This is a genomic window from Pseudoalteromonas sp. OANN1 (assembly GCF_024124685.1).
GTDB classification, from domain to species: domain Bacteria; phylum Pseudomonadota; class Gammaproteobacteria; order Enterobacterales; family Alteromonadaceae; genus Pseudoalteromonas; species Pseudoalteromonas piscicida.
On sequence record NZ_JAMXSE010000032.1, the window covers coordinates 35747 to 62563 of the forward strand.

Below are 26817 nucleotides of genomic sequence, written 5' to 3' on the forward strand. Positions count from 1 at the left end.
CTATAGCTCCATCACCTGTGAAGAGGTGGTGGCAGGTGCGTCTTGAGATTGGGTGATATCACTCAACTCTATGGTGTCTAGGTATTGTGCCAGAGCTGCAACCGATGGGTTGGCAATGATCGCTGATAGCGGGATGGCAATCTGATGCCATTTATGGGCATTGCGCACGAGCTGCACCGCTAAGATGGAGTTTCCACCTAGACGATAGAAATTATCATGGATACCGACTTGTTCCAGTTCTAATGTGGTTTGCCAAATTTGGCAAAGCGTCTGCTCAAGCACTGTGCGCGGCGCGGCGTATTGGTTTGATGATGACATCTGCGGTAGCGGTAGTGCTTTGCTATCTAGTTTACCGTTTACGGTTAGTGGCATCGCCGTGAGTTGGGTGATGCTATCCGGTACCATATATGCTGGCAGCTGCGTTCGTAGATGGTTAAGTAATTGCTCGGCGTCAAAATAAGCATGACTTTCCATCACAGCATAGCCACTTAGCGCCGTTTGATTTTGGCGTGTATAGGTGATCACTGCGGCTTCTTTAACACCGCTACAGCTGAGCAATTGGGATTCGACTTCACCAAGCTCGATACGATGACCCCTGATCTTCACTTGGTTATCCAAACGACCTAGGTATTCTAAATGACCGCTTGGCAATAATCTGGCGTTATCACCGGTTTTGTAAACGCGGGTGAGTTTGCCATTGAGCGTTAGCTCAAAAAAGCGAGTAGCGCTCAGCTCAGGTTGATTCAAATAACCAATCGCCAAACCTGCACCAGAGATAAACAGTTCTCCCGGACAACCCACAGGTACGGGACGTAGCTGACTATCCAGCACCCAAGCCTGCATATCATTGAGCGGCACGCCAATGTCAGCAATCTGGGTATTCATGTTAGGGTGCAAAGGTTGATAGGTGACATGTACCGTGGTTTCAGTAATACCGTACATATTGACCAATTGAATACGCTGACCAAAGCGTTGCCACCAAGGACCCAGTTTATCGTAGTTGAGCTGCTCACCACCAAAGATCACAGTGCTAAGGCTATCGAGCGACGCCGCCGCAGAAATGGCAACATCACTAAAATTATAAAATGCACTTGGAGTTTGGTTAAGCACGGTGACAGCAAATTGCTCACACTGCTTTACAAAACCAAAACTATCTCTTGCTTCTTCGTAGCTTGGAATAAACAACCGACTGCCATGACACAGTGCTCCCCATATTTCCCAAACACTAAAGTCAAAAATCGTATCGTGATAAAGCACCCAGGTATCTTCGCTATTAAAGTGGTAAAGCGGTTGACTGGCAGATAGCAAGCGCGCAACATTTTTATGGCTTTGAATAACGCCTTTAGGTTGGCCCGTCGTACCTGAGGTGTAAATGATGTAGGCTGCAGAATCAGGCGACGGTTGGCAAAGTGCAATATCGCAAGGCGCGAATGTATTATCCAAGTTTAACAGTGGCCAATTTGATTGCTCATTTTCGCTCAAGCTTTGCTGACTTATGGTGTTGGTTAATACTAACTTGAGCTGAGCATCGTCAATAATAAAAGCATTGCGGGCAGCTGGCGCTCTTGGCGATAGCGGCACATAAGCGGCGCCAGCTTTCATGATGGCAAGCATAGCAACAACTGTGTCAATGCCGGGCTGCAGGTATAGGCCGATATACTCAAGCGTGCCATACTGCTTAAGAATATGTGCAGCAAGGCTGTCTGAACGAGTACTCAGCACCTGATAGCTTAACTCCGTTTGACTGGTGATAAGTGCAGTTTGCTGGCTGCGAGACTGCGCGTGATGCGTAAATAGTGACAGTAAATCTTGGCTTTGGTGCTGCGCTATTTGAACATCGCGTTCAACATGGCTTTGTAAACTCAACTGTTCAAGTGGTAATTGCCCATCAACGCTGATAAGTTGCGCGAGAATATGACTAAAGTTGTCACTTAAGGCATCGATAAACCAAGGATCGTAGCGGTTTAAGTCAAACTCCCATAACATAGTGACCGAATCATCCTGATCTTGCCCCATACGGGTAAGCACCACGATATTAATCTCAAACTTCGCCGCTTGACTGCTGATCGCCTCGAAATACTCAATATCATCTAACCCCGGAAGCGTGAGCTCTGGCAGTGGTGAATCATGGAAGCTAAAACAGATCTGGAATAACGGGTTAACGCCTTTGATGCGCTCAGGGTTTACATCCGCGACGACTTCAGTAAATGGTAGGGTTTGATTGGCCAGCATATCGTTACTGACTTCAAAACAATGTTGTACCAGTTGTTCAACAGACATTTCTGGTGTTTGCTGAACTCGCGCCACTACGGTGCTGACGAGCATCCCAATGGTATCATCCACATTGGTGTAGCCTCGGTTTGCAACGCCAGAACCAATACAAATATCCTCATCGCCACTAAAGCGCGAAAGGACAATATTTAATGCCGCAAGGGCAACGGCGAATGGCGTGATCTGATGCGCTTGGCTGTAGGCTTTTAAATTGTTCCATAGCGAACGAGGCAGTTTAACCCGGTGTGCGCGACCACGTTCGGTTGCGGTTTCGCCGAGACGAGAAACAGGCAAGTTAATACGGCTCGGTGCGTCTTGAAGTTGTGCTTTCCAAAATTGACGTTGCAGCTCGGCTTGCTCTGTTCCCAACCATTGATGCTGATAGGCTGCGTAATCGGCGTATTGTGTGATTTCTGGCAAAGTACCTTGGCTTGCGCCATTCAAGCGCTGTTTATAACAACTAAATAGGTGATCAAGGAAGATGTTAGAAGACCAACCATCATGTACTAAGTGATGTTCAATATGAATAAGTACATGTTTAGATTCGCTAATTTTTACAATTGCCCAGCGTGCCAGCGGTAATTGGTCAATCGCAAAAATATCATTCATATGACCATTAACGAGTTTGTCGACCTCAGCTAACGCTTGTGCTTCTTGATACTCACTAAAGTCAAAGTAAGGCACGTCTTGCTGGTAGTGCTTTGCAATATACTGCAGCGGCTCATGTAAGTCGTAGCTAGTACGGAAAATCGCATGGTTATCAACGATATCTTGTAATGCGCCTTGTAGTGCAGGTACATTTAAATCGCCACTGAAGGTGATAGTACACTTTGCATGATAGGCTTTATCGCTTGGATCGGCTTTGGCTAAAAACCAAATCGCGCGTTGTTGTAGTGATAGCGGGGCGACCTCCTCAAAATCGGCACCGCGCTTTGGAATCGCAATGGTTTCAAAGTGTTGAGTTTGCATTGCTTGCCATACTTGTCCAGCACTACGATAGCGATAGATTAGATGTGTTGGCACGCTTAAGCCGAGCTGCTGAAATAACTGGTTGCTAAGGTTGATTGCAGAGATGGAGTCACCACCTTGTTGGAAAAAATCTTGTTGCCAGCCAAGACCAGGCAAACAGAAACCTTGGAACTGCGCTAAAAAAGCTTGTTGTTCTTGGCTAAGCTGATCTTGCGGTTGGTCTTGTTGGCTACTTAATTCGTAATTAGCGAGTGCGCGGCTATCTACCTTCCCGTTTTCGGTCATGGGTAATGAGTCTAAACATTGATAGTGATCAGGCAGCATATAGTCTGGCAGTAGCTTTTCTGCTAACTGGCTGATGTGTTGTCCAAGGTCTGCTGTAGGTTCACTATGAGGAACGATAAATGCCACCAAGAACTTAGCATTACCTCGTTGTACTACTTGGCAGCTTGCAAGTTTTACCGCCTCATGTTGGGCAACAACTTTTTCTATTTCACCTAACTCAATACGAAATCCGCGTAGCTTAATTTGGTTGTCATTACGACCAACAAAATGATAATTATCACCGTCAAAACTTACTAAGTCGCCAGTTTTATAAAGTCTAGCGAAGTGCACAGGGTCGACTTCTGCTTGATAATAGGGGTTTGCGATAAATCGAGATTTTGTGAGCTCAGGACGGTTTAAGTATCCTTTAGCCAAACCTGCACCACTAATATAGAGCTCACCGATAGCGCCATTGGCTACTTGTTGCAATTGCTCATCTAGCACATAAAGTCTGGTATTCACAAAAGGTTGACCAATATTAAATTCGGAGTCGGCATTGGTATATTCATTGGCGCAGGTGCACACGGTATATTCGGTAGGACCATAACCGTTAAACACTCGCGTGACTTCTGAAAGTCGAGAAAGCATTTCTAGATTTGGGGTTTCTCCTGCGACGATTAATTTGCGCATAGAGCGCAAATCTCGGGGGTCCATCAAAGCCAGCAATGCAGGAGGGATAGCGCCAAATTGAATCGCATTCTTTGAGATCAATTGGCTTAGCGCTTTGGCATCACGTCGCTCGGTTTCTGTCGTTACAAATACAGTTTGGCCCAACATGATATGCACGAGCAGCTCAAATACACTGGCATCGAAAATATAAGAGGCAAACATCATAACGCGGTCAAGTTGGTCTAGTTCAAAGCGGCCAATTTGTGACTCGGCTAAATAAAGTAAATTTTGGTAAGGTACTTCTACGCCTTTTGGCGTGCCAGTGGTGCCCGAGGTGTAGATCACATAGGCAATATCACTCATTTTATAATCAGGAGTAACAAAGGCTTGCGTTGCAGGAGATTCGATCAACACTTGAGGCGTGTGGCCAAATTGTGGCAGCGCTTGATAATGCCCATGAGTGACGATAAGCGCCGGTTGGCTATCTTCAAGAATAAACTCGCAGCGAGCTTTGGGTGCCTCAGTGGAAATAGGGATATAACCCAATCCTGATTTGATTGCCGCTAAGATCCCCACGACCATATCAATGCCGCGCTCGAGATATAGTGCCACATAAGGCGATTGAGATTGGCTCAGGTTCGCTTGTTGCTGAATATTCGCGGCGACTCGTGTTACCTGCTCTTCAAGTGTTTGATAGGTGACTTGCGTGCCGTTAAATACCAGTGCAACTTTATTGGCGTATTGGCTGAATGCTTGCGTTAGTAAGATCTGCGGCTGAGTGCTGTAATCAATGGGAGACTGGGCGGTCATTGAAGTAATCCTTTAAATATAAAAATGCTCTTTGTGTAAAATATGTAAAGAATGTGTTTGAAATGTGTATTTTGTGATTTCGAGTTGAATTGCCGTCTTCTCAGCTTTTGCATATGACAAAAAGTCGCTACCATGGGGCATCAAACCAACCAAGGAATAATCATGAAAATCAAACCTCTGGGCACGCCCTTTTCGGCAACTGCTTGCAAAGTATTACTCTGCGGTGGCGGTGAGTTAGGAAAGGAAGTCGTTATCGAATTTAAGCGCTTAGGTGCTGAAGTGGTTGTCTTAGATCGCTACGACAATGCGCCAGCGATGCAAGTGGCAGATCGCAGCTATACCTTGTCTATGTTGGATGGTGAAAAACTCAAAGCGATTATTGAACAAGAGCAACCTGATTATATCGTGCCGGAAATCGAAGCCATTGCGACGGATAAGTTGGTGGAATTAGAGGCTGAAGGTTACACGGTGGTGCCAACCGCTAAAGCGACTCAACTGACCATGAACCGTGAAGGGAGCCGCCGTCTTGCCGCTGAAACGCTTGGGCTTGCTACTTCACCCTATCAGTTTGTTGACACCTTGGCAGACTTTAATGCTGCTGTCGCGCGTATCGGTATGCCATGTGTGGTTAAGCCTATCATGAGCTCGTCAGGTAAAGGGCAAAGTGTGATTAAAAGTGCCGCGGATATCGAAGCGGCTTGGCACTATGCTCAAGAAGGTGGGCGTGCAGGTCAGGGCAGAGTGATTGTGGAAGGTTTTGTTGATTTTGACTACGAAATTACGCTGCTAACCGTACGCCATATCGATGGTACGAGTTTTTGTGAGCCAATTGGACATGTGCAACAAGACGGTGATTATCAGCAAAGCTGGCAGCCGCAGCAGATGTCAGCACTCGCGCTAGAGCGCAGCAAAGCGATGGCTGAAAAAGTCACGGCTGCACTGGGCGGTCGGGGTCTTTTTGGCGTTGAACTCTTTATTAAGGGTGATGAAGTTTACTTCAGCGAAGTCTCACCAAGGCCACATGATACCGGCATGGTTACGCTTATCTCGCAAGATTTAAGTGAGTTTGCGCTGCATGCTCGGGCAATTTTAGGTTTGCCTATCCCCACTATTCATTTCAATGGACCATCGGCATCTAGCGTGATCCTTGTCGAAGGGGAATCAACACAATTACAGTTCAACAATCTTGCACAGGCGCTTGCAGAGCCACTAACGGATATTCGTTTGTTTGGTAAACCAGAGGTGAGTGGCAAGCGCAGAATGGGTGTGGCGTTAGCGCGCTCAGACTCGGCTGAAAGTGCTGTCGAGAAAGCCAAGCAAGTGGTTGCACAAGTAGGAATTACGTTATGAACGCAAACACCCGCGTACTTGACCCATTAGTATTGGGGTTTTGGCGGCTATTAGATTGGCAAATTACGCCGCAAGAAAATTTACGTTTTTTAAAGCAAGCGATTGAGCTTGGAATACGCGATACTGATCATGCTGATATTTACGGTGAGTATCAGTGTGAGGCGGAGTTTGGCAAAGCCTTAGCGCTTGAGCCCAGTATTCGAGAGCACATTCAGATCATCACTAAATGTGGCATTAAGCCCGCATTTCCGAGCTTGGGATTAGCGGGAAAGGCGAACCACTATGATTCGAGTAAAGCGCATATCATTGCCCAAGCGCAGCAGTCACTAAAGCATTTCGGCACGGATAGGCTAGATGTGCTGTTGATCCATCGTCCGGATTATCTGATGGATGCTGATGAAGTTGCCGATGCGTTTAATACCCTCAAACAAAACGGCGATGTGCTGCATTTTGGGGTCTCGAACTTTACACCCAGCCAGCTTGGTTTATTGCAATCGAGACTCGATTTCGCTTTAGTGACCAACCAAATTGAGTTTTCACCTTATGAGATGAAAGCGCTTGACGATGGCACGCTTGATCAGTGCCAACAACTAGGCATGAATCCTATGCTGTGGTCGCCGCTGGCAGGGGGCAGAATATTCTCCAGTGAAGATGAAAAAGCCAAACGCCTGCGTGCGGTGCTACAGCAAGTGGGTGAAGAGATTGGTAGCACTGAAATTGATCAAGTGATCTACGCATGGCTTGCCATGCATCCATCGAAACCTGCCACTGTGCTTGGAACGGGAAATATTACTCGAGTTGCCAGCGCGTTTGCTGCACAGTCACTTAGCATGAGTCGCGAGCAGTGGTATCGCATTTGGTCGGCGTCTACCGGGCATAGCGTACCATAAAATGTTATCTGCTTGGATTGAAGCCAATTTACGCGACAGCCTTACAGATTCAACCACAAAAAAAGGGCCTTTCGGCCCTACGTGTTGCAGCAAGTAAAAAAATAAGGTGATGCGGCTGTCACAGGACCGCTCACCTTTGGTCATCACAGATTAAAATCTAATCCATAACTTACATATGCTTTAATATCGTCGCTACTGTCTAGGTCGGTTTTTACTAATCCAAAGGTAAAGCCTTGCGTAGATAAACTCACCCCGTAATCCATATAAGCGTCGTCTTCTCCTGTCCACTCAAGCACTGTGTCTCCGCTGGAGCGACCAATATGTAGAGTTAATTCACTGTCTTTAAAAATGGGGAAGCTGGCCGACACTTCGGCATATAGCATGTCTTCTTCTGTGGTTGAGTCGCTTTGCGCGGTGGCTAGGTGGCTGAGTTTAAACGTAAAGTATTGCCAACCAAGCGCGGCGTAAATCTCGCCAAAATCAATATCTCCACTGGCATCTGGATAGCCGTAGTGGATATAACCGAAATCAAAACTCATGCCCTTGATTTCGCCAGCGTAACCCGCGTACAGATCCATTTCGTAACTGGCGGAGTCGCCAAAGTCGATGTTAGAGACCCAAGTGCCCGCATAAAACCCAGACTCATTGCTATAATCCAAGCCGCCAGACACCGCTGCGCCGTCATCAGTCTGGGTGATACCACGCCAGTAGTAATTTGAGCTTGCCGCAATATTTGCTGTTACTTCCGCCTGAGCAGAGACACAAAAGCACGCAGTCAGGCCGCCGAGTAGCATAAGCAAAGGTTTGTTTTTCATTCTGTTTTCCCCATTGAGCGCAGAGTTATTATTCGGTTGTTGTCATTGCATTTTCTGCAAAGAGTAAGTGCAAGGGGGAGGCCAATGTCAGGAAATAGCGGAGAATTTATTCTATGTTGTTAAAAATATTAGAATTTAATTTCTGAGTTTCGAAAGTAGGACAGAATGATTTGCATAAATGTTGCACATGGCTGGTGCAAAGTACCACAGCTTGCACAGTATTAATGCAAGCCATGGATTGCGCTAGCCGTTATTGAAGTTTAGGTCAGTTATCCAAAGATGGTGCGCATTAGGCTGATGGTTTCATCAACACTGCGGCCTTTTTCCACTTCAGCGACTATCGAGTCACGTTTGGTGCGAATATGCTCTGGAATAGACTCATCCGCGAGTGCGCGGTCGACTAACACTTCTGCTGACTCTTTACCGCGGCGTACTGTTTTTTTGCCACCACTGGTGCCGCTGCGCTGAGGTTTATGCAGTAGCTTAAAGTAATTGGAGTTAGTGGCGGTGTCTTTATCCGCGTAATAAAACAGGCATGGTAGCAGCGCTTTAATTTCAGCAAGTTGCGTTTCAAACTCATCCACAGGAGCGGCCATCGTATACCATGGCATTGCTTTAATGGTGCTGACGACATCGGTCCAGTAACGCTCAAAATCGCGATTGTTAAGTTTAGCAACACCAAATGCTTGGCACAAAGCGTCAAGCTTGCTCGAGGTTATTGGAGTGAACACATCAGGGCGACGCATTGCTAATAGGCGAGTAGCTGGTGCAAGCGTTGGCTTTTCCTCGCTGCCAGCAAAGGCACTTAAATACCCGACCATAAATGATTGGTAATGCTCGAGCGTCACGTCACCTTCTGCCGGGATTGCGGCTAGCGCTTCATCAAAAGCACCCGGAAGGTCGTCTAATAACTGGTGAAAGCCTTTTGCACTTTTGGTGGAGGCAAACCACTCTACGTCAAACTGATACACGCTGGTATCTAAATTTGCAGCATGCTTACCGCTAAAGGCGAGGCGATCTTCTTTGATCATGTCTTTAAGTGGGGTGCTGCGCATTGGTTTAAGGTACTCAATCAGTTTTAATTGCTCATCTAGTGCAATCACTTCTTTATGACTAGCAATAAATGCAGCCACCATAGGCCAAGGCGCAATGCGTAACGTTTTGAGTTGTAAAAAGCTAATCGCTGCGATGAGCAGATCTTGTAGCTTTTTCACTGTGGGTAATTGATGGTCATCCAGTAAATCAAAATTGATACGATTTTTCGCCACATCAAGCAGTTCATAACACCAACCAAGAAAATCTTCAGGGTGATTTTCCACTTTAACCGCCATCAGATTAAGGCTGATCTCCGTGGCCTGTTTGAGGATATTTTGATAAATCTGACTTTCTTGTTCGCCCAAGGCCATGTTTGACGGTGATATGAGCAGTTTCTTCATGCGGGTTAGATACTCCAAGTTTGATTAATAAACCAACCAGTAAAATATAGCTAATGACGCTAAAAACTGGCAAGGGCGAGGATCATACCGATTAGTCAAAAGGTTGCAATCGCTCAGTACAAATTATTTGCCTTTATTCATGGTATATTCGACTACAGCCGTTATCATAAAGAGAACCAAGCCTTACGAAGGAAAAGCAATGAACCGGCTAGTTAAAATCGTAGGCGCCATTGTCGCGCTTATTATTATTCTTGTTATCGCAGCCCCGTTTTTAATCCCCAAACAGGCAATTATTGACCAAGTCACGTCACAGGTTGAGTCAGTGACAGGTAGAAAACTGTCGATCGATGGCGACTCTGACATCGGTATTTTCCCAACGCTGCACATTGAGCTAAACCAAGTGCGATTTGCCAACATGGCAACGGGCAGTCGCCCAGATATGTTTGCCATGGAGCAACTTGCCGTGCATATTCCGTGGTTAAGTGCGCTGTCTGGTGAAGCTAAGCTTGAGCGCTTTGTGATCAATAATCCTAAAATTATTCTAGAAACCGACAAACAAGGTAATGCTAACTGGCAGTTGCTACCCACCAGTGCAGAAAACGCGCCAACGGCGCAAACCAGTTCACAAGGTAATATGCAGTTACCGGAAGGCTTAGATGTTAGCCTTGGCGAAGTGGCGATTTATGGTGGCTCGGTGACTTACCTTGATGGTGTGACAGGCGCTGAATATCAGGTAACTGATTTAGACATTAGCGTGATGCTATCGTCACTGTACCAACCACTAGAAGTCGACGGTAAGCTGACTTTTCAAGGTCAAACTTTTAACCTAGTTACTACACTCGATAATCCAGCAAAGGCGGTAGAAGGTGAAACCTTTAATGTTGAACAACAAGTAAAATCAGCGCTGTTCAACCTTGACTATAAAGGTGAAATTGCAGAGCAAGGTAAAACCATTCGCGGTCAATTAGCTTTGACTGGCGACTCGATAAAAGCGCTAGCTAAGTGGCAGGGCGTTGACCTAAAAGCCAAAGAAAATGCGTTCAACGACTTTGGCCTAAACGCTAAAATGACGATGCAAGGGCAAGTATTTACGCTCAACGCCTTAGAAGCGACCTTGGACGAATTGGTAATAAAAGGTCAAAGCAAAGTCACCCTCTCAGGTAAGCCTGATATTACCGCGAGTGTTGACCTTGGCATGTTAGATCTTAACCCTTATTTGCCAGAACCTGTGGAAAAACCACAAACGCAACCTGAGTCAGAAGGCGCACCAGCACAGCCTATCGTGTGGGATGACACTGCAATTGATTTGTCAGCACTTAATAGCCTCAATGCGAATGTGAAGATCACTTCTACAGGGCTACGTGCGAGAGAAATTAAGCTTGGCGAAAACCAAATCAGCTTAGTACTTAACTCAGGTAAGGCGACACTGAGCCTAGATAAATTCCAAGCCTATGAAGGTCAGGGTAAAGGTAAGTTTGTTGTAAATGCAGCAGCAAAACCTTATGCCATCAGTACTGACTTTGCGTTAACGGCAATTAATGCCGAGCCTCTACTGACCGATGCCATTGGCTTTGACAAAGTATTGGGTAAAGGTAGTCTTAATTGGGCGTTAAACACACAAGGCGTTAGTCAAAAGCAATTTGTGAATGCTCTAGGTGGTAAATTAGGTTTTGAGTTCAAAGATGGTGGCGTAAAAGGCGCAAACCTTGCTGAGATGATCCGTAAGGGCAAAGAGATGCTCAAAGGCGATTTCTCTTCGGTATCGCAAGGACTCAATGCCAATTTCGACCCAGATCAAAAAACCGACTTCTCAGCCATGACTGGCACCTTTGTCTTTACCAAAGGCGTAGGTCAAAATGATGACTTCTCGTTGGCAAGCCCGTTACTACGAGTGACAGGCAAGGGCACCGTTGATTTACCACAAACTTTAGTTGATTACCGTGTGGTGACTGGAATTGTTGACACCATTGAAGGGCAAGCCAGTAGCGATGACAGTACCGGTTTTAAAATTCCGGTGCGGATCAAAGGTCCATTCCACAAAGTTGAAACTAGCTTAGACCTAAAAGAAGCGGCAAAAGACAAAGCCAAAGACAAGGTTAAGGATAAGGTAAAAGACAAACTTAAAGGTTTGTTTGGTGGATAGATCTTTATGACGCTTCAATAAACAGCTCATCTGTTTGTTTTAAATCAATTTCAGCTTAACAAGGGCTTGCCGATGGTAGCCCTTGTTCTATATTCATCGCGAGTTAATTATCTATATGCAGTTATAGTGAGCTTATAACTGTCTTACGCCTATAAGCTGTAACCAGTTGTAATAGAATTACTGCTATTCATGTGCTTAAATGGACGCGGATAGCTCTACAAACAAAGGAAGGATAAAATAATGAGTACACCTACTTATTTACTCGAATACATGGTGACCCCAAAAGCTGAGGGCGACTGGATATATGACGATAAGCCAGTTAAACTTAAATTAGCTAAGGGTGAAAGCGCTGTTCTAACCTATAAGCTCGTTACCGATGAAGCTGGCTGGAGCTTTGCTGAAAACGGTACTTACTTTATCGAGGCGCAAGACAACTTCAATTATAACCTTACAAGCACATTAAAAGATGAGTTAACGGTTGAGGTGAAGGTTGAGGCATTGAATGTTGCGAATACGCTAAGTGAAAATGATATCAAAGGGCTTTCAGCTAACCCCGGTGCGAGAGTTGTTACACTAGTGAGGAATAACAGCTCGAATATTGAGTTCAGACTTGTTGCTCAAAATGATTCTGCAAATGGTGCCGTGCGTTATTTTTCTCAAGATCCAAGGGTGATAATTGACGAGCCAGATGCTCCAGTCTAATTCGTAATTTGCACTTGGCACAGATAGGTAAAGTGTTCTGTGCCAATTCTTAATTCAAGTGATGGCGAGTGACATAATGTCCTGAACCACGAAAGGCGATAAAAAGACGGGCTCCAGCCTAAATCAATGCTTTTTTTCAGTGAAGCCATCGCGGAATACTTTTCTTCTATCAGCGTCTGAATTAACGATTTTACGTAAAAAGCTTCGGCTGAATCGGGATACTAAGCCAAATATTCATCAATTGCTATTAATGCCTCTTGGTTCCGACCTAGGTGTGCCAAAGCTTGAATGCGCACGACTTCAACTTGGCTTGCTGGAGCACTGGCTAAAATTTGCAGATACACTTCACTGGCTTTCTTCTTCTCACCCATTAGTGAGTATATGTCTGCGTAGTTAAGCAAGATTTCTACATTACTGGGCGCCAATTGAGTTGCTCGTTCAGCAAACTCGAGTGCCTGTTCTAAATCACCTAATAGCATCAATACAATGGCATAATTATTAAAGGTAGCCGTACTTGTATATGAGCGATTAACTAGAGCTTATTAGAGTTTGTTTGCTTCATATTGAGCAAGGCTGCATTGCGGATGACTTTTATAGTACTTCTCATCGAGTTGAGCCTGCTGATTATGGTTTCGGCTTTGTTGAATCACTGTAGTCGATTTGCTTGCTGTAACCTTTTGTAATGGCATTGGTGCAGCTGATGTGCTTATATTAAGTGCGAATAGCTCTGCAAATAAACGAAGGATATTAAAGATGACGCAACAATCGCTCAGTTATATAGTTACTCCTGGTTTTTTACCACCTGTAGAACACTCTGAAGAGGCGGTGAAAACTGCCCCTTGGAAAATCACTAACCTTCAACACGAGGATGTAGAAGAAGTTGTTATAGACATTTCTGAGTCATCAGGAAAGTCGGTCAACTTATATTATGAACTTGACTTTGGAAGCTTTGATAGCGGTTGGCAATTCGGAGATAACGGTACGCTATTTGTTAATGCACAAGACAACTTTAACTATCAAGTGAGCAGCATTGTTGCTAACGATGGTCGTAGTATGATTGTAAGTATCAGTAGCATTGAATCGTCTAAAACGATTCTTGAAGGCGCTGCGCAGGAAATGGCGGGTCACTTAGACTCTGGGTTTGCAATCCCCCTGCAGTCTAACAATAACTTTAAGGTTGCTTATCGACTCATAGCAAAGCATAAGAATGATTCACAAATGCGTTATTTCTCTCAAGATCCAACGATTGTTATCGAAGATACAGAGCCAAACTAAAGCTCTAATTCAGAGCGCTACAGCGCTCTGAATAGTTGTGCTTCTCCAGCAGATTATGAAACTCAACTATTCCGCACAACGGATCAAACCACTTCAAATTAAAAAACTGTACTGCCCAGCCTGAATCCAAGCTAGCTTCTATTTGTATAATTGCTGAACTCTCATCCCCTATTAAGGTCATGATAAGGGCGCTTACAAAAGGCAGCTCATATAACTCAGGAGCTTCTGATTTTACGAGTTGAATCAATTTTAGCGCCTCAATACTATAACCGAGATGCGCTAGAGCCTGGGCTTTTATTAACTTATCAATTGGTTTATTTGGGGTGTCTAAAAGTTCTATTACCTTCATGTAGGTGAGATCTGCATTTTTGTTAGCTAGAGCTAAGGCATCAGCATAGTTGAGTACAATATCAGCTCTTTGCTCATTTATCTTATATGCCTTAGTTGCGTAATCTAGGGATAAGTCTTGTTCCTTTATTAAACTCAAGGCCGTGCTCAAGTTTGTTAAATAGTTTGCGTTATAACTATCAGATTTTACTAGCGTCTCGTAGAGTTCAATTGACCTATTAAGATTACCTGTGATTAGTGAAATATCCGCGGTAATTTTGATGAGCTGATGATCTTTTTGAGTTATTGATAATGCTTTATCTGCGAAATGAAGCGCTTCAGAGAAGCTCCCAGATATCGCATGTATTTTCACTAGATTCCTTAGCACAACCAAGGTAGGTTTGAGCTGATATGCTGTATTAAATGCTGCTTTCGCTTGGTCATAGCGGCCTAATTTTTGATATATGCTACCTTTTAGGTTTAGCAATTCGTATGAGTTACTATTGTCACCTTTGTAACCGCTCAGCAGTTTCTCAATATCGTCTTTCTTGTTTAGCAACAGAAGTAGCGAGGTTCTATTTGCTAGGTAGTCCAAAGTCTCTTTATATTCTTGAGGGCTTGAATCCAATACTTCTTGCAAATCGTTTATGATCTTCATCTCTAAAGTTCGATTATATAGTCTGAGGCTACCTTTGGTATAAGTCGTGTAGAGAGAAAAGTGCTTAGGGTATGTCCTTATGAATTCCCTAAGTTGATTAATTAAATTGATATTGACAGTGTTTTCTTGGTGTAATTGTTCTATCAGGGCGGAATATGCATTATTAAAATTGTCGTCCATTAATTGCTCTGAAGTATCAGTGATATCCAGTGCTTTGGATAATGTTTGAGAGATGGAAATAAAAGTTGCAGAAATTTGCGTATTTATCACAGTGATCCTCTCTGAAAACTCAACTACTTTCCCTGATTTGCCTATCAATTCTAGTTGGATGGTACAGCTGTAGTTATTACACTCACCTGTCGGAATGAATAACTTATCTATTTGTAAAGAATGAGAAATATCGGAAGGTTTAGCGGTTCGACCTAAAGATGTAAGCGTTTGCTCTACTTCTTTCTTTGAAACAGGCTCATAGTCTTTACTTGTAATGAGAAACTGATAGATGGCGTCTTCAACTGTTTGCTTTACTATCTGCTTGTGTGAATTTGGTATATCACTTTGTCCAATAAATTCTATCGGTAGCGCTGCAATATAGATCTTGGGTTTGGTTTCCTGCCAATACCAGTACCCACCAACGGCTAAGCACACTAAAAAGGTGAAAAGTGCTGCAATACCTAGTTGCTTTTTACGTACTTTGGCTCTCTCTCTGGCTCTATCTCGTAGCTCTATTTGTTCAAGTGACAGTGTCGCTTCGCTGTTATCGTAGCTAAAGGCGTGTAAAATTTGCTTTAGCTGCTGACTGACCTCATTCGCGCTACTTGGGCGAGCGTTTTTGTCGTATTGCAATAAGCGATCAATAAGCTGTGCCAGTGCAGGGGGAATATCTAAGATACGTTTAGCACTGGCTTTTAACGGCTGGAACTTGATCTGTTCAGCAATAGACTTGTCACTGCCATCGTCAGCTTGTTCGAAATAAGGATGGTGTCCAGCTAATAGTTGATAAGCTATTAGCCCAAATGAGAATAAGTCACTGCGACTGTCTAGCGTTTCATCACGCAGTTGCTCTGGTGACATTGCTGTAAGACTACCGTAACTGGTATGTGGACGAGAGGCTTGGTTGTCTTCTAATTGTGAAATACCAAAGTCGGCAATTTTGGCTATGCTCTGTTCATTAACCAGTATATTGCCAGGCTTTAAGTCTAAATGAAGAATGTTCTGCCCATGAGCTGAGGCCAGGCCATCGGCAATATGGCTTAGTAGCTCGACTTTTTGCTCGGTAGTTAATACGTGTGTTTTTGTGTAGTGCTGTAAAGTTGCACCTTGCACATATTCCATTTCCAAAGCCATTTGACCATCGCTTTCAAAGACATCATAAATTTGCACTATGTTTGGATGGTTAAAACGCGCTAACAGTCGGGCTTCGTTGAGTGCATCTGATTGCGTGTGCTGAGTTAGTGACATCACCTTTACCGCCACTCGGCGGCCTAATTTTTTGTCGGTAGCAAGGTACACTTTGCTCATTCCGCCTTCGGCGAGCAAGATCACGTCCTGATAGTATTCTTCTAACTTCAACACAGCGCTGTCTTTCTCTTTTATTATTGGGGTTAGTGTATCGCTAAAAATATTAAATTAGTACCATTTGCGTTGGACTTAATCGCAAATAACAAGTTGAAAATTTAACACTTTGTCATACTCGCAGCCGCATGTAGGTTATAAGGATAAACAATAATAAGGACAAGCAAATGGCAAAGTTATCTTCTAATTTAGTTTCTCACTTCAGTTTGGCCGCCATGATGGCAAGCGCTCTGCTCGTGAATACGTCTAGTATAGCGGCAGATAGCACACAAACCTTTAGTTACCCCAATAACGCGCGTAACGCAATAAGCCTTACGTTTGATGATGCAAGGCCAAGTCAAGTTGATGTGGGAGTGCCGCTACTCAATCGCCATAAGGTGAAAGGCACATTTTATGTTATGCCACCGCAGCTGAAAGAAAAGCTCGTATTGTGGCAAGCCGCTGTGAAGCAGGGGCATGAAATAGGTAATCACACCAGTGAACACTTATGTACGGGTAACTTTGCATGGCTAAGGGAAAAGGACAAAGGACTCGAACAGGTTGATTTGGCCTACATAGAACGCGATGTAGTCAGCACTACAAAATATATTGAAAAGCATTTAGGCGTAACCCCCAGAAGCTTTGCATATCCTTGCGGTAATACCTTTGTTGGTCGCGGCGCTGAAGTAAAAAGTTATGTGCCGGTGATTGCGAAGCATTTTGACAGTGGCCGCACGTGGTTAGATGAAACTGCTAACCACCCAACTTATACTGACTTTGCGCAGCTCACAGGAATTAGGATGGACGGTGTTAGTTTTGAAGAGCTAAAAGGGTTACTGGAGCACCTTAGGGCAAATAACAGTTGGATAATTCTTGCTGGACATGAGGTGGGCGAAAAAGGCATGTACACCGTCGATACCAAAATGTTAGACCAGCTTATTCCTTACTTACAGGACCCTAAAAACGGTTATTGGTTAGACACCGTAAGCAATGTGGGTGATTACATCAAAAGCAAAAGAGAGCCGTAGGTCGAGATTTATCTCGACTTCACTTTTTCTAAGATCTTCTCGTCGCTCTATATGGTTGTTTGCTCAAAGCTTGAGCTTGTTTGTGAGAAAAGGGTGATAAATTCTTGTTCACAGCCTACTAAGCGATATGCCTAAACAATAATCAAAATAAAATTTCCGCTGTAAACTTTGTTTAATATTTGCGCAAGTGGTTGAATTCTCGATTGCTTGCCGCCATATCCTCAAACTGTAATCGGTACGTCATGTTAACGCGTTAAATTAATTAAAAATTGAACTATCTTTGATGCGACATTGCTGATACAATTGCCCGCCCTTGAAAGACATAATCACAGTTTTTTGAGTGGAATTTAACCTAAATGCCTTGATTTTGAACGAAATCTAGGCGAGTTGTAACTACACCGGAGGTCATTAAGATGATCCAAATGCAAACTCAGCTGGACGTTGCTGATAACAGCGGCGCTCGCAAAGTGCAGTGTATAAAAGTCCTTGGTGGTTCGCACCGTCGCTACGCAGCGGTTGGCGACATCATTAAAGTTTCTGTTAAAGAAGCGATTCCTCGCGGCAAAGTGAAGAAAGGTGATGTTAAAAACGCAGTAGTAGTGCGTACTAAAAAAGGCGTACGTCGTCCAGACGGCTCTTTAATCCGTTTCGATAGCAATGCGGCTGTTATCTTAAATGATAACTTACAGCCTATTGGTACTCGTATCTTCGGCCCTGTGACTCGTGAACTTCGTACTGAAAAGTTCATGAAGATCGTTTCACTAGCACCAGAAGTACTATAAGGAGTCGATCATGGCAGCAAAAATCCGTCGTGATGACGAAGTAATCGTACTAGCCGGTAAAGACAAAGGTAAGCGCGGTAAAGTGCTTTCAGTTGTTACTGAAACTGGCCGAGTATTTGTTGAAGGCGTTAACATCATCAAGAAACACCAGAAGCCTGTACCACAACTACAGCAAGCTGGCGGTGTTGTTGAGAAAGAAGCGTCAGTCGACGTATCAAACGTAGCGATTTTCAATGCCGAAACTGGCAAAGCGGATCGTGTAGGTTTTAGATTTGAAGACGGTAAAAAAGTCCGTTTCTTCAAGTCTACCGGTAAAACTATTTAATAGTTGGAGTAGACGATGGCGAAACTGCATGAAGTGTACAAAGACAAAGTGGTAAAAGAGCTTCAAGAGAAGTTCGGTTACAGCTCTGTCATGCAAGTCCCTCAGATCGAAAAGATCACACTTAACATGGGTGTGGGCGAAGCCCTAGCTGACAAGAAAATTCTAGAAAACGCAGTAGCAGACCTAGAATCAATCTCTGGTCAGAAGCCTCTAGTGACTAAAGCACGCAAATCAGTTGCTGGCTTTAAGATCCGTGAAGGTTACCCAATTGGCTGTAAAGTAACCCTACGCGGCGAGCGTATGTGGGATTTCCTAGAGCGTTTAGTCTCTATCGCGATGCCACGTATTCGTGACTTCCGCGGTGTTAGCGCAAAGTCTTTTGACGGTCGCGGTAACTACTCTATGGGCGTACGTGAACAAATCATCTTCCCAGAAATCGATTATGATAAAGTAGACCGCGTTCGCGGTATGGATATCACAATCACTACTTCTGCGAAAACAGATGACGAAGGCCGTGCGTTGTTAGAAGCGTTCAACTTCCCATTCAAAAAGTAAGGGTAGGGTTATGGCAAAGAATTCAATGAAAGCACGTGACGTAAAACGTGCTAAATTAGTTACTCAGTATGCTGAAAAGCGTGCTGCGTTAAAAGCTATCATCAGCGATGTTAATGCATCTGATGATGAGCGTTGGGATGCAGTGTTAAAGCTACAGTCTTTACCACGCGATTCTAGCCCTTCACGTCAACGTAATCGTTGTAACATCACGGGCCGCCCTCATGGTTACCTTCGCAAGTTCGGCTTAAGCCGTATTAAAGTTCGCGAAGCAGCGATGCGCGGTGAAATTCCTGGCCTTAAAAAGGCTAGCTGGTAATAGAATCACGGGAGTAAGACATGAGCTTGCAAGATCCAATTGCGGATTTGTTCACACGTATCCGTAACGGTCAGTCTGCGAAGAAGGTATCTGTTTCAATGCCAACTTCAAAGCTGAAAGTAGCTGTAGCTAAGGTACTTAAAGACGAAGGTTATATCACTGACTTCGCAGTATCTGGTGACGTAAAAGCAGAATTGACTATCGAACTTAAGTACTTCGAAGGCAAAGCTGTAATCGAAAACATCCAGCGTGTTAGCCGCCCTGGTCTACGTATCTATAAGAGACGTGACGAATTACCTAAGGTAATGGGTGGTCTAGGTATCGCTATCGTATCAACTTCTAAAGGCCTGATGACAGACCGCGCTGCGCGTACCGCTGGCGTTGGTGGTGAAATCATTGGCTTTGTAGCTTAATCGGAGGGGAACTATGTCTCGTATAGCGAAGGCTCCAATCAATGTTCCTGCCGGTGTTGAAGTTACAATTAACGGCCAGGACATCAAAGTTAAAGGCAAGAACGGTGAATTAACTCGCACAATCAACGATGCGGTTGAAGTTTCACTAAACGACAACGTTATCACTACAGCTCCTCGTGAAGTTGCTAATGCTTGGGCTCAAGCTGGTACTGCACGTGCGCTAATCAACAACATGATTGTTGGTGTTAACGATGGTTATGAGAAGAAACTACAGCTAGTAGGTGTTGGTTACCGTGCGGCAGTTAAGGGCAATTCATTAGATTTAACCCTTGGCTTTTCTCACCCAGTGAACTTCGAGATCCCAACAGGTATCACTATCGAAGCTCCAAGCCAGACTGAAATTGTTGTTAAAGGCGCAGACAAGCAGTTAGTTGGTCAAACAGCTGCTAACATCCGCTCATACCGTGAACCAGAGCCTTATAAAGGTAAAGGTGTACGTTACGCTGATGAGCACGTGCGTCGTAAAGAGGCTAAGAAGAAGTAAGGTAAGACGATGGATAAGAAAACAGCTCGTCTACGTCGTGCTAAGCGCACTCGTAGAAATATTATCGAACAAGGCACAACACGTCTTGTTATCCACCGCACGCCACGTCACATTTACGCTCAAGTAATCAATGCTGAGGGTAATGTACTGGCTGCTGCTTCTACTGTTGAAAAAGCAATTGTTGAAACAGTTAAAGGCACAGGCAACATCGAAGCGGCTCAAGCAGTTGGTAAAGCAATCGCTGAGCGCGTAGCTGACAAAGGCGTTGAAAAAATCGCTTTTGATCGCAGTGGCTTTAAATATCACGGCCGTGTGAAGGCGCTAGCTGATGCTGCGCGCGAAGCCGGTCTGCAATTCTAGGAGTAGACAATGGCTAACGTAGAAGCAAAAGCACAACAGCCTGAATTGGCTGAAAAGCTAATCGCGGTAAACCGTGTGTCTAAAGTGGTTAAAGGTGGTCGTATCTTTAGCTTCACTGCACTAACAGTAGTTGGTGATGGCGCTGGTAAAGTAGGTTTTGGTTATGGTAAAGCACGTGAAGTTCCTGCTGCTATTCAAAAAGCAATGGAAAAAGCACGTCGTAACATGATCACTGTTGAACTTAAAGGTAACACGCTACAGCACCCAATCAAGGGTCGCCACGCGGGTTCTAAAGTTTACATGCAGCCTGCATCTGAAGGTACAGGTATCATTGCAGGTGGTGCGATGCGTGCAGTACTAGAAGTAACTGGCGTACAGAACGTACTATCTAAAGCATACGGTTCAACTAACCCGATCAACATCGTTCGCGCAACTATCGCAGCTCTAGAGAATATGAATTCTCCAGAAGGTATTGCTGCGAAGCGTGGTCTTAGCGTTGACGAAATCTTGGGGTAAGACACCATGGCAAACACAGTAAAAGTAACTCAAGTACGTAGCTCAATCGGTCGTTTACCGAAGCATAAAGCTACATTACGTGGCCTTGGTTTACGTCGTATCAACCACACTGTTGAGCTAGAAGATACGCCAGCAGTTCGCGGTATGATCAACCAAGTTTCTTACATGGTTAAGGTTGAGGGGTAATTCGATGAACTTGAATACACTTTCACCTGCTGCAGGTTCAAAAACAGCTGGTAAGCGTCTTGGCCGTGGTATCGGTTCTGGTCTTGGTAAGACTGGTGGCCGTGGTCACAAAGGTCAAAAGTCACGCTCTGGCGGTAAAGTACGCGTTGGTTTCGAAGGCGGTCAAATGCCTATGCAACGTCGTCTACCTAAGTTTGGTTTCACTTCACGCAAGTCTCTTGTGTCTAAAGAAGTGAATCTATTCGAAATCGCTAAAGTTGAAGGCGATGTGGTAGATCTAAACGCGTTACAGGCAGCTGGTATCGTTAAAAAGAACATCCAGTTCGTAAAAGTTGTAAAATCTGGCGAAGTTTCACGCGCTGTTACTGTTAAAGGCATGAAAGTGTCTAAAGGTGCACGCGAAGCTATCGAAGCTGCCGGAGGCAAGGTAGAAGACTAAGGAAGTACGCTATGGCTAAACCAGGTCAAGATATGCAAAGTGCACAAAGTGGGCTTGCGGAACTGAAGCGCCGATTACTATTTGTATTGGGTGCTATCATTATTTACCGTCTGGGCTCTTTTGTGCCAATCCCTGGGATTGACGCCGCTGTACTTGCCGAATTCTTCGAGCAACAAAAGGGCACCATTGTTGAGATGTTCAACATGTTCAGCGGTGGTGCGCTTGAGCGTGCATCGGTATTGGCGCTAGGTATTATGCCGTACATCTCGGCTTCGATTATTATGCAGCTATTAACGCACATACATCCTGCGATGATAGAGCTTAAGAAAGAAGGTGAGCAAGGGCGTAAGAAAATCAGCCAGTATACGCGTTATGGTACGCTTGTGCTTGCTACATTCCAATCGATAGGTATCGCTACTGGTCTACCTAACATGATGGAAGGCCTAGTTGTGAATCCAGGCTTCGGCTTTTATTTCACAGCTGTAGTGAGCTTAGTCACAGGAACTATGTTCCTTATGTGGTTGGGCGAACAAATCACTGAGCGTGGTATCGGTAACGGTATCTCAGTTCTAATATTTGTTGGTATTGTAGCTAACCTGCCGTCTGCAATTGGTTCGACAGCAGAAATGGCGCGCCAAGGTGATCTGCATATTTTAGCATTGTTATTGATTGCGGTAATCGTATTCGCTGTAACTTATCTAGTTGTGTTCTTCGAGCGTGGTCAACGTCGTATCGTTGTAAACTATGCGAAGCGTCAACAAGGTCGTCAGGTATTTGCTGCTCAAAGCACGCACTTACCACTAAAAGTTAACATGGCGGGTGTTATTCCACCAATCTTTGCTAGCAGTATCATTTTGTTCCCTGGTACAATAGCAAGCTGGTTTGGCCAAGGTGAAGGTCCGGTCGCTGATGTGCTACAAGCTATCTCAGCAGTATTGACTCCAGGTCAACCACTGTATGCGATGGTATTAGCTGCGGCTATTATCTTCTTCTGCTTCTTCTACACTGCGTTGGTGTTTAACCCGCGTGAGACAGCAGATAACCTGAAAAAATCTGGCGCTTTTATTCCAGGCATTCGTCCAGGTGAGCAGACATCTAAATACATTGATAAAGTGATGACACGCCTGACATTGGCAGGTGCTTTGTATATAACCTTTATCTGTCTGGTGCCCGAGTTTATGACTATGGCATGGCAAACGCCATTCTACTTCGGCGGTACATCGATTCTGATTATCGTTGTTGTCATCATGGACTTTATGGCACAAGTACAGACTCATATGATGTCACATCAATATGATTCTGTGCTGAAAAAAGCGAACCTTAAAGGCTACGGCCGTTAAGGTCAGTTTACGGAGTTGAGTAATGAAAGTACGTGCTTCCGTTAAGAAAATTTGCCGTAACTGCAAAGTAATCAAGCGTGCAGGTGTTGTACGTGTGATCTGCAGTGAGCCAAAGCACAAGCAAAGGCAAGGCTAAGCAAATTAAGTCGTGCAGGCTGAGTAACTTTACTTAGCCTGTTTCTTTGGTAAAACTTGAATGTCGGTTGGGTATCCTATACGGGCTTTCCAGCAAGATGATAATCAAGTTTATTTATAGGAGATATGTTAGTGGCCCGTATCGCAGGCATTAACGTTCCTGATCATAAGCATGCTGTTATCGGTTTAACAAGCATCTATGGTGTAGGTAAAACTCGCGCTAAGGCGATCTTAGCTGCGACAGGTATCGCTGAAACTACTAAAATCGGCGAGTTAAATGACGAAACACTTGACATCCTTCGTGAAGAAGTTGGCAAGTACACTGTTGAAGGTGATCTTCGTCGTGAAGTTACACTAAACATCAAGCGTCTTATGGACCTTGGTTGTTTCCGTGGCTTACGTCACCGTCGTTCGCTACCACTACGTGGTCAGCGTACTAAGACTAACGCGCGTACTCGTAAGGGTCCTCGCAAGCCTATCAAGAAATAAGGTGGGGTAAGTTATGGCAAAAGCACCAATTCGTCGTAAAAAGGTCAAAAAGCAGGTTGTTGACGGCATGGCTCACGTTCATGCATCTTTCAACAACACGATTGTGACCATCACTGACCGTCAAGGTAATGCTCTTTCTTGGGCGACTGCGGGTGGTTCAGGTTTCCGTGGTTCTCGTAAGTCTACTCCATTCGCTGCACAGGTTGCTGCGGAGCGTGCAGGTGTTGCTGCACAAGAGTACGGTCTTAAGAACCTAGAAGTATTCATCAAAGGTCCAGGTCCAGGCCGTGAGTCTGCTGTTCGTGCATTGAATGCTGCTGGTTACCGTATCACTAACATCACTGACGTGACGCCAATTCCACACAATGGTTGTCGTCCACCGAAGAAACGTCGCGTATAACAATAGGTTAGGAGAAAGAACATGGCAAGATATTTGGGCCCTAAGCTCAAGCTGAGTCGTCGTGAAGGTACTGACCTGTTCCTTAAAAGCGGCGTAAGAGCAATTGACTCTAAGTGTAAACTAGAAACAGCACCTGGTCAGCACGGCGCACGTAAAGGTCGTCTATCTGATTACGGTTTACAGCTACGTGAAAAGCAAAAAGTTCGTCGTATCTACGGTGTACTAGAAAAGCAATTCCGTAACTACTACAAAGAAGCTGCTCGCCTTAAAGGTAACACAGGTGAAAACTTGTTACAGCTTCTAGAGCAACGTCTAGACAATGTTGTATATCGCATGGGTTTTGCAAGCACACGTGCTGAAGCACGTCAGCTAGTAAGCCACAAAGCGATTATGGTTAATGGTCGTGTTGTTAATATCCCTTCTTTCGTAGTTACTCCTGAAGATGTAGTAGTAATTCGCGAGAAGTCTAAAAAGCAAGCGCGTATCATCGCTGCTCTAGAGTTGGCTGAGCAACGTGAAAAGCCAACTTGGATTGAAGTTGACGGTAAGAAAATGGAAGGCACTTTCAAGCGTCTACCAGAGCGTTCTGATCTGTCTGCGGACATTAACGAACAACTAATCGTCGAACTTTACTCGAAGTAAAGTTAAGAGTTAAGAGAGGATAAAATGCAGGGTTCTGTAACCGAATTCCTAAAACCAAGATTAGTCGATATCGACGCTGTAAGCTCAACGCGTTCTAAAGTAGTTTTAGAGCCTCTAGAGCGTGGTTTTGGCCACACACTAGGTAATGCTCTACGTCGTATACTTCTTTCATCTATGCCTGGTTGTGCTGTGACAGAAGTTGAAATTGACGGCGTATTGCACGAGTACAGCGCGAAAGAAGGCGTACAAGAAGACATCATTGAAATTCTGTTAAACCTTAAAGGTCTAGCGGTATCTCTAGAAGGTAAAGATGAAGTTTTCCTTACCCTGACTAAGTCTGGTGTAGGCCCTGTGACTGCGGCTGATATCCAGCACGACGGAGATGTGACTATCGCCAACCCTGAGCATGTCATTTGTCACTTAACTGCTGACAATAGCGAAATCAGCATGCGCATTCGTGTTGAGCGTGGTCGCGGTTATGTACCGGCGTCTAGTCGTTTATCCTCTGATGACGATGAGCGCCCAATCGGCCGTTTGTTGCTAGATGCATCATTCAGCCCGGTTGAGCGTATTGCGTACTCGGTTGAGTCAGCTCGTGTTGAGCAGCGTACAGACTTAGATAAACTAATCATCGATATGGAAACGAACGGCACTTTAGATCCTGAAGAAGCGATCCGCCGTGCGTCAACTATCCTTGCTGAGCAGTTAGATGCATTCGTAGACCTACGTGATGTTTCTGAGCCAGAAGAGAAAGAAGAGAAGCCGGAGTTTGATCCGATTCTACTTCGTCCAGTTGATGACTTAGAACTAACTGTACGTTCTGCAAACTGTCTGAAAGCCGAGCAAATTCAATATATCGGTGACTTAGTACAGCGTACTGAAGTTGAGCTTCTGAAAACACCAAACCTTGGTAAGAAGTCTCTAACTGAAATTAAAGACGTGCTAGCTTCACGTGGTCTATCTCTAGGTATGCGCCTAGAAAACTGGCCGCCTGCAAGTCTAGCTGAGTAATCTAAGTTACTATATTAGTTTAGTTAGAAGGATAGGGTCATGCGCCATCGTAAGAGTGGTCGTCAATTAAACCGTAACAGCAGCCATCGCAAAGCGATGTTTAGCAACATGGCTGGTTCTTTGGTGAAGCACGAAATCATCAAAACTACTTTGCCTAAAGCAAAAGAGCTGCGCCGTGTAATTGAACCTTTAATCACACTGGCTAAGACTGACAGCGTAGCAAACCGTCGTTTAGCGTTTGCTCGCACGCGTGATAAAGAAGTAGTTGGTAAATTGTTCACTGAGATCGGTCCTCGTTTCGCGGATCGTCCAGGTGGTTACACTCGTATTCTTAAGTGTGGCTTCCGTGCAGGTGACAACGCGCCAATGGCTTACATTGAACTACTAGATCGCCCAGCGACTGAAGAAGTTCAAGAAGACGCGCAGTCTGCAGAGTAATTAGTCTTATTAAAGACACAAAAAAAGCCGAGCATAGCTCGGCTTTTTCTTTTTCATAACCCGCACAGTACAACCTCTAGTCTTAGATTTAAACCACAGCTTATTGTAGTAAAGATGTAGATGAACATAAGCAAATAGATCCACACCATAATACTCAAACTCTACAAAATTAACCTCCCATCAAGCACTATCTAAGTTCAAGCTTTTGACTGGGCATATTTAAATGTGCAGATTAGCTAAAACTTGGTGAATAAACTCCTCTGGTTACGAGGGTCTCTTAGTTAACGATTATGGTGAGTGTGGATGAGCCAATCACGTAAACATCTAAGGAGAACCAGTGCTACGTATATAGAGGTGCTAGCGTGAGATAATGCGTTAACTGTATAAAGCAGCCATAAAATGACATTGTGAAAGTCCATTTAATCATCATTTAGTGCGGTTTATGGACGTTTCGCTTTATTTTTGCTCGAACAAACGTTTTTTCGCAATTTTCTTTAAAAAAGGGTTGCACTAAAATCGGATCGCCCTATAATGCGACCTCACTGACACGGGGCGCCACGCTGAAAAGCAAAGCAGCAACGAGTTAGCGTCAAGTAAAACTTAAGTTCGAAACTTCTTCTAAAGAAATTCAAAATTAAGTATTGACAAAAAATCGGGAATGCTTAGAATGCACATCCCTCGAAACAACGAAATGTTTCGAAACGTTCTTTAAAAATATGAAGCAATCATCTGTGTGGGCACTCGTACAGATTGAGTTCTAACAGCAGA

General features: G+C 44.5%; 27 protein-coding genes and 1 pseudogene. 23 read left to right on the forward strand and 5 right to left on the reverse strand.

Annotation, left to right across the window (positions count from 1 at the left end):
- Positions 1–4983 (reverse strand): non-ribosomal peptide synthetase, encoded by a 4983-nt coding sequence (locus tag NH462_RS20820; protein WP_253107653.1) that lies wholly within the window; start codon positions 4981–4983, stop codon positions 1–3.
- A 162-nt stretch (positions 4984–5145) separates the two neighbouring features.
- On the opposite strand from NH462_RS20820, the gene purT reads away from it, so the two are divergent.
- Both purT and NH462_RS20830 read left to right on the forward strand, forming a co-directional pair.
- Positions 5146–6333, forward strand: coding sequence for a formate-dependent phosphoribosylglycinamide formyltransferase (gene purT, locus NH462_RS20825; protein WP_253107654.1), 1188 nt, complete (start codon positions 5146–5148; stop codon positions 6331–6333).
- The gene (locus NH462_RS20830; RefSeq protein ID WP_253107655.1) at positions 6330–7223 is read left to right on the forward strand and encodes an aldo/keto reductase; all 894 of its coding nucleotides are present in this window, start codon (positions 6330–6332) and stop codon (positions 7221–7223) included. The genes purT and NH462_RS20830 overlap by 4 nt, the downstream gene beginning before the upstream one ends.
- 143 nt (positions 7224–7366) lie before the next feature.
- Here NH462_RS20830 and NH462_RS20835 read toward each other — a convergent pair whose 3' ends face one another.
- Together NH462_RS20835 and NH462_RS20840 are read right to left on the reverse strand one after the other, a co-directional pair.
- The gene (locus tag NH462_RS20835; RefSeq protein ID WP_253107656.1) at positions 7367–8038 is read right to left on the reverse strand and encodes a TorF family putative porin; all 672 of its coding nucleotides are present in this window, start codon (positions 8036–8038) and stop codon (positions 7367–7369) included.
- A gap of 269 nt (positions 8039–8307) precedes the next feature.
- Positions 8308–9474, reverse strand: a complete 1167-nt coding sequence (locus NH462_RS20840) for a hypothetical protein (RefSeq protein ID WP_253107657.1) — start codon at positions 9472–9474, stop codon at positions 8308–8310.
- Positions 9475–9673: 199 nt separating this feature from the next.
- Here NH462_RS20840 and NH462_RS20845 point away from each other — a divergent pair, with 199 nt between their 5' ends.
- Positions 9674–11617: an AsmA family protein gene (locus NH462_RS20845; protein ID WP_253107658.1), complete on the forward strand. Its 1944-nt coding sequence runs from the start codon at positions 9674–9676 to the stop codon at positions 11615–11617.
- Positions 11618–11857: 240 nt separating this feature from the next.
- Positions 11858–12319: a hypothetical protein gene (locus tag NH462_RS20850; protein WP_253107659.1), complete on the forward strand. Its 462-nt coding sequence runs from the start codon at positions 11858–11860 to the stop codon at positions 12317–12319.
- A gap of 221 nt (positions 12320–12540) precedes the next feature.
- Here the strand turns inward: NH462_RS20850 and NH462_RS20855 are convergent.
- Positions 12541–12837: pseudogene (locus NH462_RS20855) on the reverse strand (tetratricopeptide repeat protein); the annotation flags it as partial.
- Between the two features lie 235 nt (positions 12838–13072).
- Here NH462_RS20855 and NH462_RS20860 point away from each other — a divergent pair.
- On the forward strand, positions 13073–13594 hold the full coding sequence (locus NH462_RS20860) for a hypothetical protein (protein WP_253107661.1): 522 nt from the start codon (positions 13073–13075) through the stop codon (positions 13592–13594).
- Positions 13595–13598: 4 nt separating this feature from the next.
- Here NH462_RS20860 and NH462_RS20865 read toward each other — a convergent pair whose 3' ends face one another.
- Positions 13599–16151 carry a serine/threonine-protein kinase gene (locus tag NH462_RS20865; RefSeq protein WP_253107662.1) on the reverse strand — a complete coding sequence of 851 codons (2553 nt, stop codon included), beginning with the start codon at positions 16149–16151 and terminating at the stop codon, positions 13599–13601.
- Positions 16152–16318: 167 nt separating this feature from the next.
- On the opposite strand from NH462_RS20865, the gene NH462_RS20870 reads away from it, so the two are divergent.
- The 18 genes from NH462_RS20870 (at position 16319) to rplQ (ending at position 26049) form a co-directional block, all read left to right on the forward strand.
- The gene (locus tag NH462_RS20870) at positions 16319–17158 is read left to right on the forward strand and encodes a polysaccharide deacetylase family protein (protein WP_010378255.1); all 840 of its coding nucleotides are present in this window, start codon (positions 16319–16321) and stop codon (positions 17156–17158) included.
- Between the two features lie 413 nt (positions 17159–17571).
- Entirely contained in the window at positions 17572–17940 is a 369-nt protein-coding gene (gene rplN, locus NH462_RS20875) for a 50S ribosomal protein L14 (protein ID WP_010378257.1), read from the forward strand.
- 10 nt (positions 17941–17950) lie between these two features.
- A complete protein-coding gene (rplX, locus tag NH462_RS20880) occupies positions 17951–18265 on the forward strand; it encodes a 50S ribosomal protein L24 (protein ID WP_010378260.1) in 315 nt (104 codons plus the stop codon).
- A 15-nt stretch (positions 18266–18280) separates the two neighbouring features.
- Positions 18281–18820 carry a 50S ribosomal protein L5 gene (rplE, locus tag NH462_RS20885; protein ID WP_010378262.1) on the forward strand — a complete coding sequence of 180 codons (540 nt, stop codon included), beginning with the start codon at positions 18281–18283 and terminating at the stop codon, positions 18818–18820.
- Between the two features lie 10 nt (positions 18821–18830).
- Positions 18831–19136 (forward strand): 30S ribosomal protein S14, encoded by a 306-nt coding sequence (rpsN, locus tag NH462_RS20890; protein WP_010378264.1) that lies wholly within the window; start codon positions 18831–18833, stop codon positions 19134–19136.
- 20 nt (positions 19137–19156) lie between these two features.
- Positions 19157–19549, forward strand: a complete 393-nt coding sequence (gene rpsH / locus NH462_RS20895; RefSeq protein ID WP_010378266.1) for a 30S ribosomal protein S8 — start codon at positions 19157–19159, stop codon at positions 19547–19549.
- Between the two features lie 13 nt (positions 19550–19562).
- Positions 19563–20093, forward strand: coding sequence for a 50S ribosomal protein L6 (rplF, locus tag NH462_RS20900; RefSeq protein WP_010378268.1), 531 nt, complete (start codon positions 19563–19565; stop codon positions 20091–20093).
- Between the two features lie 9 nt (positions 20094–20102).
- The gene (gene rplR, locus NH462_RS20905; RefSeq protein WP_010378271.1) at positions 20103–20453 is read left to right on the forward strand and encodes a 50S ribosomal protein L18; all 351 of its coding nucleotides are present in this window, start codon (positions 20103–20105) and stop codon (positions 20451–20453) included.
- A 9-nt stretch (positions 20454–20462) separates the two neighbouring features.
- A complete protein-coding gene (gene rpsE / locus NH462_RS20910; protein WP_010606806.1) occupies positions 20463–20969 on the forward strand; it encodes a 30S ribosomal protein S5 in 507 nt (168 codons plus the stop codon).
- A gap of 6 nt (positions 20970–20975) precedes the next feature.
- A complete protein-coding gene (rpmD, locus tag NH462_RS20915) occupies positions 20976–21155 on the forward strand; it encodes a 50S ribosomal protein L30 (RefSeq protein ID WP_010378276.1) in 180 nt (59 codons plus the stop codon).
- Positions 21156–21159: 4 nt separating this feature from the next.
- Positions 21160–21594 (forward strand): 50S ribosomal protein L15, encoded by a 435-nt coding sequence (rplO, locus tag NH462_RS20920; RefSeq protein WP_010378278.1) that lies wholly within the window; start codon positions 21160–21162, stop codon positions 21592–21594.
- 11 nt (positions 21595–21605) lie between these two features.
- Complete coding sequence (gene secY, locus NH462_RS20925) at positions 21606–22934, forward strand: preprotein translocase subunit SecY (protein WP_010606805.1); 1329 nt, start codon at positions 21606–21608, stop codon at positions 22932–22934.
- 22 nt (positions 22935–22956) lie between these two features.
- Complete coding sequence (gene rpmJ, locus NH462_RS20930) at positions 22957–23070, forward strand: 50S ribosomal protein L36 (protein WP_002959476.1); 114 nt, start codon at positions 22957–22959, stop codon at positions 23068–23070.
- Between the two features lie 131 nt (positions 23071–23201).
- Positions 23202–23558, forward strand: a complete 357-nt coding sequence (gene rpsM, locus NH462_RS20935; RefSeq protein ID WP_010378282.1) for a 30S ribosomal protein S13 — start codon at positions 23202–23204, stop codon at positions 23556–23558.
- Between the two features lie 13 nt (positions 23559–23571).
- A complete protein-coding gene (rpsK, locus tag NH462_RS20940; protein ID WP_010378285.1) occupies positions 23572–23958 on the forward strand; it encodes a 30S ribosomal protein S11 in 387 nt (128 codons plus the stop codon).
- Between the two features lie 21 nt (positions 23959–23979).
- Positions 23980–24600 (forward strand): 30S ribosomal protein S4, encoded by a 621-nt coding sequence (gene rpsD / locus NH462_RS20945; protein WP_017218390.1) that lies wholly within the window; start codon positions 23980–23982, stop codon positions 24598–24600.
- 24 nt (positions 24601–24624) lie between these two features.
- Entirely contained in the window at positions 24625–25611 is a 987-nt protein-coding gene (rpoA, locus tag NH462_RS20950; RefSeq protein ID WP_010378288.1) for a DNA-directed RNA polymerase subunit alpha, read from the forward strand.
- Between the two features lie 39 nt (positions 25612–25650).
- Positions 25651–26049 (forward strand): 50S ribosomal protein L17, encoded by a 399-nt coding sequence (gene rplQ, locus NH462_RS20955; RefSeq protein WP_010378290.1) that lies wholly within the window; start codon positions 25651–25653, stop codon positions 26047–26049.
- The last annotated feature ends 768 nt before the right edge of the window (positions 26050–26817 follow it).

What these genes read in the sequence shown, in the direction of transcription:
- NH462_RS20820 (WP_253107653.1), bottom strand. Translation starts at nt 4,983, where the DNA reads ATGACCGCCCAGTCTCCCATTGATTACAGCACTCAGCCGCAGATCTTA.
- purT (WP_253107654.1), top strand. Translation starts at nt 5,146, where the DNA reads ATGAAAATCAAACCTCTGGGCACGCCCTTTTCGGCAACTGCTTGCAAA.
- NH462_RS20830 (WP_253107655.1), top strand. Translation starts at nt 6,330, where the DNA reads ATGAACGCAAACACCCGCGTACTTGACCCATTAGTATTGGGGTTTTGG.
- NH462_RS20835 (WP_253107656.1), bottom strand. Translation starts at nt 8,038, where the DNA reads ATGAAAAACAAACCTTTGCTTATGCTACTCGGCGGCCTGACTGCGTGC.
- NH462_RS20840 (WP_253107657.1), bottom strand. Translation starts at nt 9,474, where the DNA reads ATGAAGAAACTGCTCATATCACCGTCAAACATGGCCTTGGGCGAACAA.
- NH462_RS20845 (WP_253107658.1), top strand. Translation starts at nt 9,674, where the DNA reads ATGAACCGGCTAGTTAAAATCGTAGGCGCCATTGTCGCGCTTATTATT.
- NH462_RS20850 (WP_253107659.1), top strand. Translation starts at nt 11,858, where the DNA reads ATGAGTACACCTACTTATTTACTCGAATACATGGTGACCCCAAAAGCT.
- NH462_RS20860 (WP_253107661.1), top strand. Translation starts at nt 13,073, where the DNA reads ATGACGCAACAATCGCTCAGTTATATAGTTACTCCTGGTTTTTTACCA.
- NH462_RS20870 (WP_010378255.1), top strand. Translation starts at nt 16,319, where the DNA reads ATGGCAAAGTTATCTTCTAATTTAGTTTCTCACTTCAGTTTGGCCGCC.
- rplN (WP_010378257.1), top strand. Translation starts at nt 17,572, where the DNA reads ATGATCCAAATGCAAACTCAGCTGGACGTTGCTGATAACAGCGGCGCT.
- rplX (WP_010378260.1), top strand. Translation starts at nt 17,951, where the DNA reads ATGGCAGCAAAAATCCGTCGTGATGACGAAGTAATCGTACTAGCCGGT.
- rplE (WP_010378262.1), top strand. Translation starts at nt 18,281, where the DNA reads ATGGCGAAACTGCATGAAGTGTACAAAGACAAAGTGGTAAAAGAGCTT.
- rpsN (WP_010378264.1), top strand. Translation starts at nt 18,831, where the DNA reads ATGGCAAAGAATTCAATGAAAGCACGTGACGTAAAACGTGCTAAATTA.
- rpsH (WP_010378266.1), top strand. Translation starts at nt 19,157, where the DNA reads ATGAGCTTGCAAGATCCAATTGCGGATTTGTTCACACGTATCCGTAAC.
- rplF (WP_010378268.1), top strand. Translation starts at nt 19,563, where the DNA reads ATGTCTCGTATAGCGAAGGCTCCAATCAATGTTCCTGCCGGTGTTGAA.
- rplR (WP_010378271.1), top strand. Translation starts at nt 20,103, where the DNA reads ATGGATAAGAAAACAGCTCGTCTACGTCGTGCTAAGCGCACTCGTAGA.
- rpsE (WP_010606806.1), top strand. Translation starts at nt 20,463, where the DNA reads ATGGCTAACGTAGAAGCAAAAGCACAACAGCCTGAATTGGCTGAAAAG.
- rpmD (WP_010378276.1), top strand. Translation starts at nt 20,976, where the DNA reads ATGGCAAACACAGTAAAAGTAACTCAAGTACGTAGCTCAATCGGTCGT.
- rplO (WP_010378278.1), top strand. Translation starts at nt 21,160, where the DNA reads ATGAACTTGAATACACTTTCACCTGCTGCAGGTTCAAAAACAGCTGGT.
- secY (WP_010606805.1), top strand. Translation starts at nt 21,606, where the DNA reads ATGGCTAAACCAGGTCAAGATATGCAAAGTGCACAAAGTGGGCTTGCG.
- rpmJ (WP_002959476.1), top strand. Translation starts at nt 22,957, where the DNA reads ATGAAAGTACGTGCTTCCGTTAAGAAAATTTGCCGTAACTGCAAAGTA.
- rpsK (WP_010378285.1), top strand. Translation starts at nt 23,572, where the DNA reads ATGGCAAAAGCACCAATTCGTCGTAAAAAGGTCAAAAAGCAGGTTGTT.
- rpsD (WP_017218390.1), top strand. Translation starts at nt 23,980, where the DNA reads ATGGCAAGATATTTGGGCCCTAAGCTCAAGCTGAGTCGTCGTGAAGGT.
- rpoA (WP_010378288.1), top strand. Translation starts at nt 24,625, where the DNA reads ATGCAGGGTTCTGTAACCGAATTCCTAAAACCAAGATTAGTCGATATC.
- rplQ (WP_010378290.1), top strand. Translation starts at nt 25,651, where the DNA reads ATGCGCCATCGTAAGAGTGGTCGTCAATTAAACCGTAACAGCAGCCAT.